Here is a 12,659-nt window from a genome sequence, read left to right as displayed (position 1 = left end):
CGGGCCGTCCACGGCGCCGTCCCGGGGCTGGGGCGGGCCGTGGACGGCTCAGCGGGGCCTACTCGGACTCGCGGGCCTTGAGGTGGGCCGGAGCGTTCCGTACGGCCTCCTGGGCGAGGTACCGCACCGCGCGGATGCCGAGGAGATCGGCGTAGTTCCGGATCACCTCGTCCCGGAAGATGGCCAGCTCCGGCCACTTGGCCTTGGACTTGGCGAGGTCCTCGTCGGTGAGGGCGTCGACGCTCCAGGACGCCGGGGCGACGCTACCCATGCCGCGGTAGTTCGACATCACGTCGTCGAGCTGGGCGAAGTCGTCCACGATCTTCAGGGCGACGTCGTCACGCTGCTCCATCAGGTCGACGTCCCACGCGATGCCCTTGCCCCTCCGCTCCTCGGACGCGTGCCGGGCCAGGCTCGCCCTCCACGCGGCGACGTTCTCGCGGAGCCGGGCGAGCGGGCCGTTCAGGTCGGGCTTGACGTACATGGTGGTGTCCCTTCGTTCGGGTCGGCGGCGGGATGCTCACCCGCCGGTTGGCCCGGGGCGCCCGTGGTGGACGCCCCGGAAGTCTGGTGGATCAGGCGGTCAGCGTGAGGAGCTGCCGGTGATCGGGGAGGGAGTTCAGGAGACGGTTCCGCCACGCCAGGGCGTACCGCGGGCAGTTCCCGCAGTGCTGGTGCGTGCACCCGGGCATCGGGGCCCGCTTGGTGGCGTTCAGGCTCCACGCGAGGGAGTCGGAGGAGTAGAGCAGGTGCGCGGCCTCGCGGAGACCGGTGACCTTGAAGCCGAACCCGTGGAGGCGGATGCCCAGCGACCACAGGGTCTCGATGATGCGTACGGCCTCGTCCGTGGTCTGGCGACGGCACACGGAGCCGATACCGACGACCGGCTCAAGAGTGAGGTCGACGCCCGCCTGCTCGTACAGGTCGACGCAGCGAAGGTAATCGTCGAGGGTGAAGCCCTGGAGGACGGGCATCCACGGCAGATCCGCGTCCAGCGTCAGCAGGTTCAGGAAGGACGCCACGGTCTTGTACTGGTGGCGCTCCACCGTGAGCCCGGTCTTCGCCAGGATTTCGTCCTCACACATCCAGTCCTGGATGGCGCAGACGTCCATCATGCCGATCTCGTCGTGGTACCGGCGGGCCGCGCGGGCGTACTCGTACGGGGTGACGGTCCACTGGCCGTACTTCGACAGCTCCGTGAAGCCGCCGCTGTCGAGCATCCACGGGGTGACGGCGCGCGGCAGGGTCTTGCGGCCGGACAGGCGGTGATTCGCCACGCACAGGGGCACGCAGTCCTCGCCGAACTCCGGCCGGGCGAGCCACGACGGCTGATGCGTGCCCAGGTACGTCACGCGGTCCACGTCGTCGTACGAGCGGCGGCCGGGGTTCTGCGGCGCGGCCGGTCGCATGACTGCACTGTTCGCGGCGGGCGCCGGGAGGTCGAAGAGGGCGGTAGAAGACACGTGTTTCCTTCGTTCGGGACTCGTTGGCGGTGCTCTCCGCCAACACCCCAGATAGTACAGCAATGAGACCCGCGGGGAAGGGGGAACCCACAGAAAAGCGGGGACCATCCGATCGGACGGCCCCCGCCTTCCTCGCGGGTCTCAGCTCTCGTCGGTGACCAGACGCGCCGTCGTCGTCCCGTCGTCCTCGACGACCCGCACGGACGCCGTCACGACCGCGGTCACGGCCTTCCCGTCGCTCAGGACCGTGGAGTCCGGGCCGCCCGCCCACGGCGTCCGGTCTACCTTGAGCCGGATCGTCTTCGGCTCCCCGCCGCCGGCCAGCATCGCTTCCACCACGTCACCGGCCTTGATCTCCGGCAGACCGCGGCGCCCCTGTACCTGCTTGACCAGGTTGGCCATCTGGAACGGGGCGAACCCGGCCGCGGCGAGGTTGCGCACGAACGTGGAGCCCAGGGCCGCCAGGTCGGGCCACCGCTCGATCAGCGCCGTAACCTCCTCGGCGGACAGGTCCCGGCCGCGCCTCCACTCCCGCGGCGCCCACCGGTCGGCCGTCGCCCGCCGGTCGAACTCGGTGAACCGCTCGGCCAGCTCGTACCCCGCGGTCGCGCGCTCCTCGAGGGCCTTCACCTGCTCCCAGGTGTTCGCCCGGGGCGTCATCGGCTCCAGCGCCGCGGCGGCGAGCCCGCGCAGCGCCACGAGCTCGTCGTCCAGGGGCAGTTCGGGAGTGCCGTCGGTCATCGTCTTCCTTCGGTCGTCGGATCGGTCGGTCACGGTGGGCGTGGGGGCCTGGGGCGCGGGGTGGAGCTGCGCGGCCGGCACGGGCCGGTCCTTGCTGTCGGCGTAGCTGAGGCGGGCGTCCTGCGGCATCACGTAGACGGTGCCATCGGCGAGCGGCCAGCCGAGGACCCGCACGGGCCGGGCGGGCTCCCCCTCCCGCTTCCACAACGCCGGGGACCCCACGGGGAACCGCTCGGCGAACTCGGGAGCTGTCAGCGGCATGCCGACCAGTCTCCGGCCCCGCTCGGTGATGCGCAGCGAGTTTCCGCGCTCCCACCGGTCCGCAGTGGGCACGGGGCGCCCTTCGCTGTCCTGGAGGACGGCAAGGCCGTCGCGGACCAGGGCGAGCATGTCATGGTGCCCGGTCGAGCCGGACAGATGGCCGGTCTCGGGGTTGGCCCGCGCCAGGAGGAGGTACCGGCCCAGCGGTGCCAGCGCGGCGCGCCCCTCGGCGGTGAGGAACCGGCCCCCGCGCTCCGCGTCGGTGCGCGCCCACGACTCCGGGATGCTGTTGAGCACGCGCTGGTTGGCGACGGCGGGCAGCCGGCCGTCCTCGTCGACGGCGGCGAGCATGACGCGGCGCTGCCCCGGCGTGGCCTGGTCGGTGGTGTAGACGGTGGTGGTGAACACGGACACGGGTCTTCTCCAGAAGTCGGCGGGATACAGCGGGGAGTCAGGAAGCGAGCGTCAGATGCTCGCGGAGGAGGTCACGGCGGCCCAGGTACGCGGCGGTCGCCTTCTTGCCGATGAACCCGGCGATTGCCGTCCCGGCCGGCGGGCGCTGCACGGGGCCGTACTGCTGCTCCAGCTCGGCGGCGCGCACGATGATCTCGGCCATGGACAAGCCGTGCTTGAAGTCGGCGCCGACCTTGACCTCCATGGCCGCGTACTCGTGGGCCTTCTGCGGGCGCAGCCGCGCGGCGAGCACGACGTCGGCCTCACACCCGAGGACACAGAAGCTGCAGCTCAGGCGCCGCATGCCCCAGTCGTATGCAGGGTGGTACGGCAGGCCGGAACGGGCGATCTCGCGCCACACCTCGGCGTCGCTCCATCCGTGGATCGGGCGCCAGGTGGTGACGTGCCGCTTGCCGTTGCTCGCGGAGCGGTCGATCTCCACCTCGGCGAGCTTCGCCCGGGGCGCGGACTCGGCGGCCCGCTGCCCCATGCAGTTGAGGATGCGGACGGGGCGGCCCAGGTGCGACAGCTCCGCGGCGAGCCGGGTGAACAGCGTCCAGACCGGCCCGCGCTTTACGTCACTCGTGCACCAGCGTGCTGAACTCGAAGGCCAGGCCGGCGCGACCTTCGCCGTGGCCGGGTCCAGGCCCGCCTCGATCGCCTCGCGCTCCGCCTTCGACTTGAGCTTGCCGAACCGGATGAGCACGCGCCCGAGGAGATCGGCGCCCTTCGCCTTCACCACCTCGAACCGGCGGACACCGGCGAGACGGGCCTGCTCCTCGGCGAGGGCCTTCGTGCCGCCCCACTCGATGTCTCCCAGATCCGCGTGGACGACGACGACCTTGTGCATCATCCCGAGGGCCTTCGCCCGGCCGACGACGTACGAGACCATCGCCTGACTGTCCTTGCCACCGCTGGAGTTCAGAACGACCCAGTCCGCGTCGGCTATCAGCTCGTCGGGGACGGTCGTCGACGGCTTGAGCGGTACCGAGGCGTGCACCTTGCGCGGGCGGCGCGCCTTCTTCACCGGGGCGGGCTTGGAAGGGCCCTGGGGGCTGGTCTGGATGGCCGGGAGGTCGAAGAGGGCCGCGGTCTGCATGGTGGGCGTCCTGGAGGCGTGAGGCGGGCGGAGGGGGGCGGCGTACGGCCGGGGCACGGTGGGGGCGCGCCCCGGCCGGAGGGGAGCTGCTACGCGGTGCGGGGCACGTCGTGCAGCTCCCCGACGGGCACGGCCAGCTCGGAGGAGCGGAGACGCCGGACGGCGAAACCCTTGTCCCGGCGGACCACGGCGCGGACGCGGGCCTTGCGCTCCGCCGCCTTCCTGGCCCCGGGGTCGTCCTCGGCCTGCACGCGGGTGATCTCCCGGCCCTGGGCGTCGGTGATCGTCCACCAGTCCGTCAGTTCGCCCTCGGGCGCCGGGGCAAGCTCGGGCAGCGGCTGCAGCTTGTCCAGGGCAACGCGGATGGTCTTGCGGTGGCGGGCGCTCAGGGCCTCCACGGTGTTGCCCGCGGGCAGCGACGTGATGATGACGATGTCCCGGTACTCCTCGGCCGGGTCGGGTACGTACACGGCGGCCGTGTCCACGGGGAACCGGACGGGCGGGTGCGCGAGGATCAGCCGGGCAAGCCGCTCGACGCCGGCCTGGTCGCGGTCCCGGTGCTCGGTGACGCTCCACCCGGCGGTGGCGAACAGGTCGGCGTAGGCCCTGATGGTCAGCTCACGGTCGTTGCGCTCGTGCTCGTCCGTGGCCGGGCCGTCCTCGCCGCAGTAGGCCAGGACGACTTCGTTAGTGGCCCGGCGCGGGTCGAGGTAGGCGCCGCCGCTGATGCACGCTCCGTCGGCGGCGAACACGGCGAGCGGCTGACCGTCGTGGGTGAGAAGGCGCAGTGCTGCCTTCACCTGGGGGACGTCCCCGCTGGCGGGGAGGCATCCGGCGGTGGTGGCGGTCTTGGTCATGACGTGGGTTCTCCTCGGTCAAGGGTGCGGTGGGAGTGGGGAGGGCGCCGGGGCGCTCGCGTAGGGTCGCCCCGGCAGGGGGTTGGGCAGGGAGTCGTCAGGCGGTAGGCGGCATCGGGTGGTGCTTGCGGGCGGCGTGCAGGTCCATAGCGACCTGCCGCAGTACTGCCTCTCGGTGGTTGCCGGTGCCACCGGATTCGGCGATCAGCTCGGCGACCATCTCCGTCGCGGTGACCATGTCGTGGTAGACCTCGGGCCGGTCGGTGCTGGTCATCAGGTCGACCAGGGCCCGCAGCAGGTAGCTGGGGGTGTTGTTGGGGCCGGGCCGGAGGTGGGCCCGTCGGCCGCTCTTGCGGTAGTCAGCCGCGGCGAAGAGGGCACGGTCGATGGCCTGGGCCGGTTCGTGGCCGGTGCGCAACGGGGTGAGGGGCAGAGACAGCATCGAGGCTCCAGAGTGAAGGCGTGGCCGGGTGAGGGTGCCGGGGCGCGGCGCGTACGGTCGCGCCCCGGCGGGAGGGGACCGGACCCGGTCAGACCACGTCGGTGACGTCGTAGAAGCTGTGCAGTCCGCGCGTGAACCGCTCACGGGAGAGCGTCAGCGTCGGGTGGGCGAACTCGCCGCGCACGGCCTTCTCGTAGGACAGCTCCGCCAGGGCGCGGGACCCGTGGTCACTGGCCCAGTAGCGGCGCACCGACCAGTAGTCGACGCCGTACCGGGTCTTCTGCGTGACGGGGTCGATGTACTCGACGCACCGGATGATCAGCAGCGCCGTACCGTCTGCGGCGTTGATGACCGACTCCCGCAGCGTCTTCCCGCCGAGGATGTTGAAGCGGTAGGCGTCGGACTGCTCGTGCGGGGTGTCCGTGGACTCCTCGGAGTGGAGGACGGTGCGCATCCCCGCCAACTGCGCCGTGACCTGCGGCGCGGTCTCCATCACCAGGACAGCGTTCATCGTGCTTCCTTCCTTCGGGACGCTGGCGGTGCTCTCCGCCAACACGGAAGACAGTACAGCAATGAGACTCGCGGGGGTAGTAGCCCCAGGGAAATGGCCACGACTGCGCCCCGCGAGTCTCGACGCTGTACGCGCTGAGACCTCGCGGGGAGCTGCCGGACTGCGAACCGGTCAGGCTGCGGTGCCGTACCGGCCGGGGTCCTCGTGCCGCACACCCGCCAGGACGGGGACGACGGGGACCAGGACGACCGCGGCGCGCCCGCTCGAAGGCGGGGCCGGCCGCGACGGCACGGTGACGGACTCGACCGCGAACAGCTCCCCCTGCTCCGGCTCTGCGGGCAGCATCCGGGCCAGGTGCGCGGCGACCTCGTCCTCCGGGGCCTCCGTCAGGTCGACTCCGCCCGTCTGCGCCCAGACTTCGGCCGCCACGGTCCCATGCTGCTCCCACAGCGGCCGGGAGTCGTCCCGCCGGGGAACGTCCGCCCCGGCTGCGCCCAGACCGCGCACGAGGGCGCTCAGGGCGTCCGCACGGAACTCCCGGGACCGCACGTGCATGGTGGACGCGTCCTCGTACTCCAAGTGCGGCTCAGCGGCCACAGAGCGCTTCCACGCCCCGAACGCCCGGAGCGCGCGGGTGGCGAGACCTTCCACGGCGTCCAACACCCGGCTGAGGGCCACGAGGTACCGGGCCAGGGCCCGCGGGGCGCCGTCGACGCGCAGCCGCCGCTCGTTCAGCCACCCGTGCCGCTCCCTGTTCCCCCACTTCTCCTCGTACACCGACCAACGGGGGTTCACCGCGTACGGGGTCGACGCCTCCACGCCGTGGACGCCGGCCAGGGCCCACGCCACGTGGTGGTGCTGCACGGCCCGACGCTTCGACGCCGCGGGGAAGCGCAGCTCTACCGTGAACCGGCCGGGGCCCGACTCGTACGGGCGGGGGATCTCTACGTACGCGCTCACGCGCTGTTCCTTCCATCGGGACGGCGGTAGCTCTCCGCCGTGAGGGGTTGGCTGGCCGCGGGATGGCGACCGGCACACTCAGGGGCTCAGCGGCGGCGCAGCACCCGGGCCAGCAGGGACCGAAGGGACTGGACACGGCCGCGCCGCTCGTACGCCCGGACCATCGCGGCGATGTCCGCCGGGTCCGGGGAGTGGTGCCACACGAACTTGATGACCAGGGACTCACGCAGGTCCGTGTCCGGCCGGTCCAGCACGAGGATCGCCCCGCCCAGGTCGGACTTCCACGTCAGCCAGACGTGATCCGTCTCGGAGCTGCGCTCGAACTCCCCGGTGCGCATGGTCGGGGGCAGACCCAACAGGCGGGCCACCTCGTCCGCGAACGACTCGAACGTGTACCGGGGCGACTCGGCGGCGTGCAGGTGGGAGCGGAGCCAGGACGGCAGCGACATGGGGCTGGAACCTTCCTCAGAGCGGCGAACAGGCCACAAGCGGGCCCGTCGCCGAGACAGCGGCAACAGGGCAGACAGGCGGGGTTTTGGCACTTTCGGGACCGCCCAACACGCGCGCGTGCGCGTACGGGGCCCGGCGGCGCCCACGGGTGCGGGCGGCGCCGGGCCGGGTCAGGGGCGGCGGTCGAGGACGAAGTCGACGGGGACGGCGACGCGGAACCGGGGGCTGAGGATGCGCCGGGCGTTCTCGGCGGCGTCCTGGCGGCCGTCGCGCTTGCGGAACTCCACGACGATCGGCGGGTGGGCGGGGATGTGGCCCGCGGCCGTCTCCATCCCGGCGGTGATGACCGCGCTGGCGGTCCACCCGGTGCCGGAGTCGCTACGGCAGTGCACACGGATGACGGGCGTGCCGGTCGCCGCAGCGGACAGCTCCTCCGGGGCGCCCTCGGCGGCGTTGTAGGCCAGGACGGCGGCGCGGATCTCCTCGGCGGTGGCCGGCATGTCCGTGCCGTGCATCCGGTGCGCGTGCGGGGCGACGGCCAGGATCGCCGCGCGGGCCTGCTCGATGGAGGCGCGCGCCGCGTCGTGGGCGGCGTTGCGGGCGGTGAGGCCGTGGGCGTTGCGGAGGGCCTCACACGCGCCTCCCACAGCGGCGTGCGCCTCGTCGACGGCCGGGCGGTGCTCGGCGGGGGCGACCTTCCCCAGGGTGATCAGGTGCCGGGTGAGGTCGGCGAGGTCGCGGGCTCTCTGGCCGAACGCGCATGCCTCGTGCGCGGCGAGGGCGGTGAAGAGGGGCGCGGCGTCGCGGCCGGCCACCGGGGCGGGCGCCGGGGCGAGGTCTTCGGGGGTGGCGGGGCGCAGCTCCACGGTGCCGCGCTCGCGATCCTTGTAGACGATGCGGGCCCAGGAGCGGGCGTGCGACATCTCGCGGACGTGGCGCTTGCCGCCCATCATCGCGTGGTTCATCTCGTCGAGGGCGTCACGGGTCGGGATGACCTGGGGGGTGCCGCCGTCGACGATGCGGACGTGCTTGCGGTCGTCGGCGGCCGCGGGGACGGCGGGGGCCGACTCGGGGCGCGGCTCGCGCCACAGGCGGACGGAGACGGGCTTGCAGCCGTTCAGGCGGGCGGGGGTGGGCCGGTTGGACAGACGGACGGAGATGGCGTTCGTCAGGGCCTTGTCCCAGCCGCGGGGGTCGCGGTCGCCGCCCTCGGTGATCTCGTCGCGCAGGGCGTGAATCTCGTCGGCGCTCATGTGGTGGAGCTGTTCGCGGATGGCCCAGTACCGCTCGTCCTCGGTGAAGATGACCCGCACGCGTTCCAGCTCCGCGCGCTTGCGGATGACGCGGCGCACCTGCTCCTTGTTGGCCTGCCCCTGCTCCGTACCGGCGTCGCGGCTCATGACGGCGTCCACCAGGTCGTGAGTGATGACGCGGCCGTTGTGGAGGTGGGCGGCGATGAAGATCTGGAGCGCCATGGCTTCGGCGCGCTGCGTGGCAGTGATCACGGTGGGTTCCTTCGTTCGGGACGTCCCGGTGCTCTCCGGGACTGCGGGGGTGGGGCGGTGCGCCCTGCGCCCGTTCCGGCGGGTGGCCGGCCGCGGGGGCGGGGCGCACCGCCCGCCGGGGGGATGGCGGGCGGTGCGGGGTGTCAGGCGTCGAACTGGCCGAAGGTGATGGCTTCGGCGGCTTCGATCACCTGGGCGCCGTAGAACTCCCGGCGGGCGAGTGCGGCGGCGTGCGCGGCGCTGTGGGCGTAGACCTCGGTGAGGGTGTGCCCGGGGGCGGCGTCGAGTTCGGCGCGGATGTCGTCGCGCTGCATGGCGCGCTCAACGTCGTGGGTGGCGGCGCGCTCGACGTGGAGGACGTCGCGGGCGGGGCCGCGGTCCTGGGCGGTCCACTGGCCCTCGTCGTCGGAGATGACGAACCAGAGGGCGGTGAGCTTGCGGAGTTCGGCGCGGTAGGCGGGGGCGCGGTCCATGTCTTCCGGGCGGGGTGCGGGGGTCTTGTCGAGGGACACGGGCATGGTGGCTTCCTTCGTTCGGGACGTGCCCCGGTTGCTCTCCGGGGCGGCGGGGTGAACCGCTAAGAGAACAGTACAGCAATGCGACTCATGGGCAACCCGGAACCCGTAAGAATCTGTAAACGTGCAGGTGAAGCGGCATCATGGAATCCCTGGGAGTCTCATGGCTGTACTTTCCTGGGGTTGGGCTGTACGTTCTGTGCCACGCCAACCGGCGCCCCGGGGAGAGCAACCCCGGGAAGTCCCGAACGAAGGACCCCACCATGCGCATGCCGCGCTTCCTGGCCCGTCGCCCCCGCCCCGCCGCGATCCTCGCCGCCGGACTGGCGACCACCCTCCTCGGCACCGCCGCCGTGCTCAGCCCCGTCACGGCGGACGCACCGGCCGGCCGTTCCATCTCGGCCCCGCACGCCACGGCCACCGCCTTCGCCAGCACCGCCCCGGCCATGTCCGACGACGAGGTCGCCGCCGCCTACAACGAGGGCTGGACGGAGGGGCAGGACGACTTCATGGGGACCGGCTGCGCGGAGCCGGTCCCCACCGCCCCCGAAGACACTGACCCGCTCGTCACCGCCTACAACGACGGCTGGATCGACGGACAGTACGACCTCATCGACAGCGGCGCGTGCGAGCCCGACAAGCTGCACGCGGGCGCCGTCACCGCCCTCCCGCAGACGCCCGGCACGGAGCAGTGGGCGAACGCGCTGCGAGCGCTGGACCACAAGCAGCGCAACGCCTGACCATGCCCCGCCCGCCCGGGGCGCACCACCGTGCCCCGGGCCCCGCCGAGCCCAGACAGGAGCCTCTAGCCGTGATCACCCCCGAGCAGCTCGACGCCGAGCACAACGCCCTCCTCCGTGCCCGCGAGCTCGCCGCCCTGGTCCGCAAGGCCGCCCGCCCCGCCGAGCGGGAGACGTTCGGCCGCATCGCCGACGCGTTCGACACGGCCGCCGTCGGCCTGCTGAACGCCCGGGGTGACGAGCTGGAGCGCCGCAACCCCGTGCGCGCCGCCATGTGCACCGTGCGGGAGCTGTGCGAGGGGACGCGCCTGCCCGCCCTGCTGGCCGACTACGTGACCCTGCCGTTCATCGGCGGGGACGGCGTCAGGCCGATCCAGCCGGACACCGACGACCCGCAGCTCCGCGAGTGGGACGCGGACCTGCGCCGCCGCTTCGACGCCACGCACACCGACCTGCGCGCCGCCGACGGGCACCGGGACGGCATACGGGCCGCGCTCGCCCGCGTCGTCGACCTCCAGCTCGAGGCCGTACGCCTGACCGCCGCGATCAAGGGGGAGGGGCCCGGCCGCCGGGACTGGACGGCCATGACGCACGCCGACTTCGACGAGGGCGCGCCGCTCGCCCTGGTCGAGGCGGACGCGGTAGGCCGGCCGGTGCTCGCCGTCCCCGACGCGTGCGGCACGGAGGCACTGTTCGGGGAGCCCCCGGCCCCCGCGCGCCGGACCCGGGCCCGTGTGCCGGCCGCCACGCCCAGCGAGGACACGGGCACTCTCTTCTAGGCCCGCTCACGGTCCAGCCGTGAGACTCCGGGCGCGCACTGTCCGCAGTGGTGCGCGCCGGTTCACCTGGGGAAAGTCGATCAGTTTCCCGGGAGTGTGGCGCCCGACGGTCTCATTGCTGTACTATTCAGGGGTTGGCGGAGAGCACCGCCAACGAGTCCCGAACGAAGGAACGACACCATGGCTTCTGTCGCCGCCCGCCGCGTACTCCGTGACCGCGCCCGCGCCAACCGCGCCGCCTCCCGCGAGCGCCGCGCCGCCCTCATCGCCGCGCACCGCATCCGCAAGGCCGCCCGCTCCCTCACCACGCACGTCATCGCAGCGGGCTTCACCGCCGACGTCGTCACCGGCGCCGTCAACGCCCTGCGGAACCAGGCCCGGAAGACCGGCATCCTCGGCGTCGCCGCCCGCATCCGCCGCTCCTTCACCGGCCGTCACCGCCTCGTGCACATCGTGAAGCGCTACACCCGCGCCCAGGTCGCCCAGCTCGCCGAGAACTGGAAGCCCCGCAAGGCCGAGTACAAGACCGTCCGCGCCGCGCTCATCGCCGTCTGACCGGCCCCCCCACACCGCCGGGGCGCGGCACCCCCCGCCGCGCCCCGGCCCCCCTCGACCACACCCAGCACACCCGGAGACGGAGACACCCATGTCCGCCACGCCCAACGCCCGCGCCGCCGCCCACCGCGCCCGCACCATCGCCGCCATCGCCCGCACCCGCGCCACGTCCACCGGGATCGTGCTGGACGCCGAGAACCGCGCCTTCGCCCAGTGGATCTCCACCCTCCTGACCGACGCCGCTGACGCCCTGGAGGCCGAGGAGCCCGCCGTCATGGACGGCATCGTCATCCGGAACACGATCGACTCGCACGCCCGGTACTGCCTGGACCTCGCCGACGAGATCGCCGCCGCTCACCCCGCCGTCGGCTTCCCGCCCCGGCTCAGCCAGTACGTCACCGTGCCCGTGTTCGGCAACGGCATCGACCTTCCCCCGTCGCTGCTCCCCGGCGGCCCCGTGCTGATCGCCAAGGAAGGCGACCTGTTCGCCCGGCTGCTCGCCCTCCACGCCCTCCTGGAGACGGCCAGCACCACCGAAGAGGTCACCACGGCCGCGCTGGAATCCGCGTTCGCCTTCCACTGGAAGCACGCCCGGCTCGCCGAGTCCGAAGCCGTCGCCGCCAACCGCCCGGCCAACCGGCCCGCCGTCCCGGCCGCCGTCGAGATCGCCACCCCCGCCACGCCCATGGCGCTGCGCCGCGCCCACGAAGCGCACGGCCCGACCGTGACCTACCCGCTGTCCCACCGGCGCCTGCCGTGCCACGTCAGCGACCAGGGCGTCACGCACACCGCCGTCCGCATGGTCTCCCACCTCGGCGCCACCATCACCACCTGCGACGACACCACCCACCGCGACGCCGCCGCCGTCGCCGCGCGGGAGCTGCACGACTCCCTCGGCTGACCAGCCCCGGCCGGGTGGACGCGACGCAAGCCGCGCCCGCCCGGCCCACTGGCCCACGGCCACACCGCCCGCCGCGCCCCGGGGCCCGGACGCACGAGCCGCCCCGGGGCGCGACGCAAGCACCCCCCGCATGACCAGATCACCCGGCCGGAGAGCACCGCGCCGGAACGTCCCGACCGAAGGAACCCGCACCATGGCCCTGTCCGCCGTCACCCCCGCCGAGACCGCCGCGCCCCTCGCCGCGCTGCTCCCCGCCCGCCGTGGCGCCGCCTGGACCGTCGGCTACGCCCCGTACGACCTCCGGCCCAACGCCGCCACGTCCCGGCTCACGAACGGCCGCCACGCCCTGTTCGTCGTCGAGCAGGCGGGCCGCATCGAGGTCTACGCCGACCGGCCCGGCCTGTTCCCCACCACCCCCGACGTGGTG

General features: G+C 73.1%; 16 protein-coding genes. 5 read left to right on the top strand and 11 right to left on the bottom strand.

All coding sequences use genetic code 11. From position 1 onward, the window contains the following. Nucleotides 1-58 precede the first annotated feature (58 nt). The 11 genes from Sdi02f_RS33260 to Sdi02f_RS35750 form a co-directional block, all read right to left on the bottom strand. Nucleotides 59-484, bottom strand: coding sequence for a hypothetical protein (locus Sdi02f_RS33260; RefSeq protein WP_108934589.1), 426 nt, complete (start codon nt 482-484; stop codon nt 59-61). A gap of 91 nt (nt 485-575) precedes the next feature. Beyond that, nucleotides 576-1,409: a deazapurine DNA modification protein DpdA family protein gene (locus Sdi02f_RS33255; protein WP_218030788.1), complete on the bottom strand. Its 834-nt coding sequence runs from the start codon at nt 1,407-1,409 to the stop codon at nt 576-578. Nucleotides 1,410-1,604: 195 nt separating this feature from the next. Continuing rightward, nucleotides 1,605-2,879, bottom strand: coding sequence for a hypothetical protein (locus Sdi02f_RS33250; protein ID WP_108934588.1), 1,275 nt, complete (start codon nt 2,877-2,879; stop codon nt 1,605-1,607). A 37-nt stretch (nt 2,880-2,916) separates the two neighbouring features. Further along, nucleotides 2,917-4,017 carry a phosphoadenosine phosphosulfate reductase domain-containing protein gene (locus Sdi02f_RS33245; protein ID WP_108934587.1) on the bottom strand — a complete coding sequence of 367 codons (1,101 nt, stop codon included), beginning with the start codon at nt 4,015-4,017 and terminating at the stop codon, nt 2,917-2,919. Nucleotides 4,018-4,106: 89 nt separating this feature from the next. Continuing rightward, a complete protein-coding gene (locus tag Sdi02f_RS33240) occupies nt 4,107-4,874 on the bottom strand; it encodes a hypothetical protein (protein ID WP_108934586.1) in 768 nt (255 codons plus the stop codon). A gap of 97 nt (nt 4,875-4,971) precedes the next feature. Further along, entirely contained in the window at nt 4,972-5,316 is a 345-nt protein-coding gene (locus Sdi02f_RS33235) for a hypothetical protein (protein ID WP_108934585.1), read from the bottom strand. Between the two features lie 88 nt (nt 5,317-5,404). Then, nucleotides 5,405-5,827, bottom strand: a complete 423-nt coding sequence (locus tag Sdi02f_RS33230) for a hypothetical protein (protein ID WP_108934584.1) — start codon at nt 5,825-5,827, stop codon at nt 5,405-5,407. Nucleotides 5,828-5,998: 171 nt separating this feature from the next. Continuing rightward, nucleotides 5,999-6,787 (bottom strand): hypothetical protein, encoded by a 789-nt coding sequence (locus Sdi02f_RS33225; RefSeq protein ID WP_108934583.1) that lies wholly within the window; start codon nt 6,785-6,787, stop codon nt 5,999-6,001. 86 nt (nt 6,788-6,873) lie between these two features. Continuing rightward, nucleotides 6,874-7,236, bottom strand: a complete 363-nt coding sequence (locus tag Sdi02f_RS33220; RefSeq protein ID WP_108934582.1) for a hypothetical protein — start codon at nt 7,234-7,236, stop codon at nt 6,874-6,876. A 171-nt stretch (nt 7,237-7,407) separates the two neighbouring features. Further along, a complete protein-coding gene (locus tag Sdi02f_RS33215) occupies nt 7,408-8,742 on the bottom strand; it encodes a hypothetical protein (RefSeq protein WP_108934581.1) in 1,335 nt (444 codons plus the stop codon). Nucleotides 8,743-8,885: 143 nt separating this feature from the next. Next, nucleotides 8,886-9,260, bottom strand: coding sequence for a hypothetical protein (locus Sdi02f_RS35750; RefSeq protein ID WP_159107686.1), 375 nt, complete (start codon nt 9,258-9,260; stop codon nt 8,886-8,888). Nucleotides 9,261-9,520: 260 nt separating this feature from the next. On the opposite strand from Sdi02f_RS35750, the gene Sdi02f_RS33205 reads away from it, so the two are divergent. From Sdi02f_RS33205 to Sdi02f_RS33185, 5 genes are all read left to right on the top strand, one after another. Continuing rightward, on the top strand, nt 9,521-9,997 hold the full coding sequence (locus tag Sdi02f_RS33205) for a hypothetical protein (RefSeq protein ID WP_108934579.1): 477 nt from the start codon (nt 9,521-9,523) through the stop codon (nt 9,995-9,997). Nucleotides 9,998-10,068: 71 nt separating this feature from the next. After that, the gene (locus Sdi02f_RS36615) at nt 10,069-10,776 is read left to right on the top strand and encodes a hypothetical protein (RefSeq protein WP_245962265.1); all 708 of its coding nucleotides are present in this window, start codon (nt 10,069-10,071) and stop codon (nt 10,774-10,776) included. 180 nt (nt 10,777-10,956) lie between these two features. Further along, complete coding sequence (locus tag Sdi02f_RS33195) at nt 10,957-11,331, top strand: hypothetical protein (protein WP_108934578.1); 375 nt, start codon at nt 10,957-10,959, stop codon at nt 11,329-11,331. Between the two features lie 91 nt (nt 11,332-11,422). Then, a complete protein-coding gene (locus tag Sdi02f_RS33190; protein ID WP_108934577.1) occupies nt 11,423-12,232 on the top strand; it encodes a hypothetical protein in 810 nt (269 codons plus the stop codon). Between the two features lie 193 nt (nt 12,233-12,425). Then, nucleotides 12,426-12,659: hypothetical protein (locus tag Sdi02f_RS33185; RefSeq protein ID WP_159107685.1), on the top strand; the 234-nt coding region annotated here is incomplete at its 3' end.

The sequence above is a fragment of the Streptomyces ardesiacus genome, from assembly GCF_003112575.1.
Classification (GTDB): domain Bacteria; phylum Actinomycetota; class Actinomycetes; order Streptomycetales; family Streptomycetaceae; genus Streptomyces; species Streptomyces ardesiacus.
The sequence above is the reverse complement of the archived record's forward strand: the minus strand, read 5'-3'. Positions and strand labels throughout refer to the sequence as shown.

Bases quoted from the DNA above. Each gene is read 5' to 3' on its own strand.
- Sdi02f_RS33260 (WP_108934589.1), bottom strand. From the start codon at position 484: ATGTACGTCAAGCCCGACCTGAACGGCCCGCTCGCCCGGCTCCGCGAG.
- Sdi02f_RS33255 (WP_218030788.1), bottom strand. From the start codon at position 1,409: ATGCGACCGGCCGCGCCGCAGAACCCCGGCCGCCGCTCGTACGACGAC.
- Sdi02f_RS33245 (WP_108934587.1), bottom strand. From the start codon at position 4,017: ATGCAGACCGCGGCCCTCTTCGACCTCCCGGCCATCCAGACCAGCCCC.
- Sdi02f_RS33240 (WP_108934586.1), bottom strand. From the start codon at position 4,874: ATGACCAAGACCGCCACCACCGCCGGATGCCTCCCCGCCAGCGGGGAC.
- Sdi02f_RS33235 (WP_108934585.1), bottom strand. From the start codon at position 5,316: ATGCTGTCTCTGCCCCTCACCCCGTTGCGCACCGGCCACGAACCGGCC.
- Sdi02f_RS33230 (WP_108934584.1), bottom strand. From the start codon at position 5,827: ATGAACGCTGTCCTGGTGATGGAGACCGCGCCGCAGGTCACGGCGCAG.
- Sdi02f_RS33220 (WP_108934582.1), bottom strand. From the start codon at position 7,236: ATGTCGCTGCCGTCCTGGCTCCGCTCCCACCTGCACGCCGCCGAGTCG.
- Sdi02f_RS35750 (WP_159107686.1), bottom strand. From the start codon at position 9,260: ATGCCCGTGTCCCTCGACAAGACCCCCGCACCCCGCCCGGAAGACATG.
- Sdi02f_RS33205 (WP_108934579.1), top strand. From the start codon at position 9,521: ATGCGCATGCCGCGCTTCCTGGCCCGTCGCCCCCGCCCCGCCGCGATC.
- Sdi02f_RS33195 (WP_108934578.1), top strand. From the start codon at position 10,957: ATGGCTTCTGTCGCCGCCCGCCGCGTACTCCGTGACCGCGCCCGCGCC.
- Sdi02f_RS33190 (WP_108934577.1), top strand. From the start codon at position 11,423: ATGTCCGCCACGCCCAACGCCCGCGCCGCCGCCCACCGCGCCCGCACC.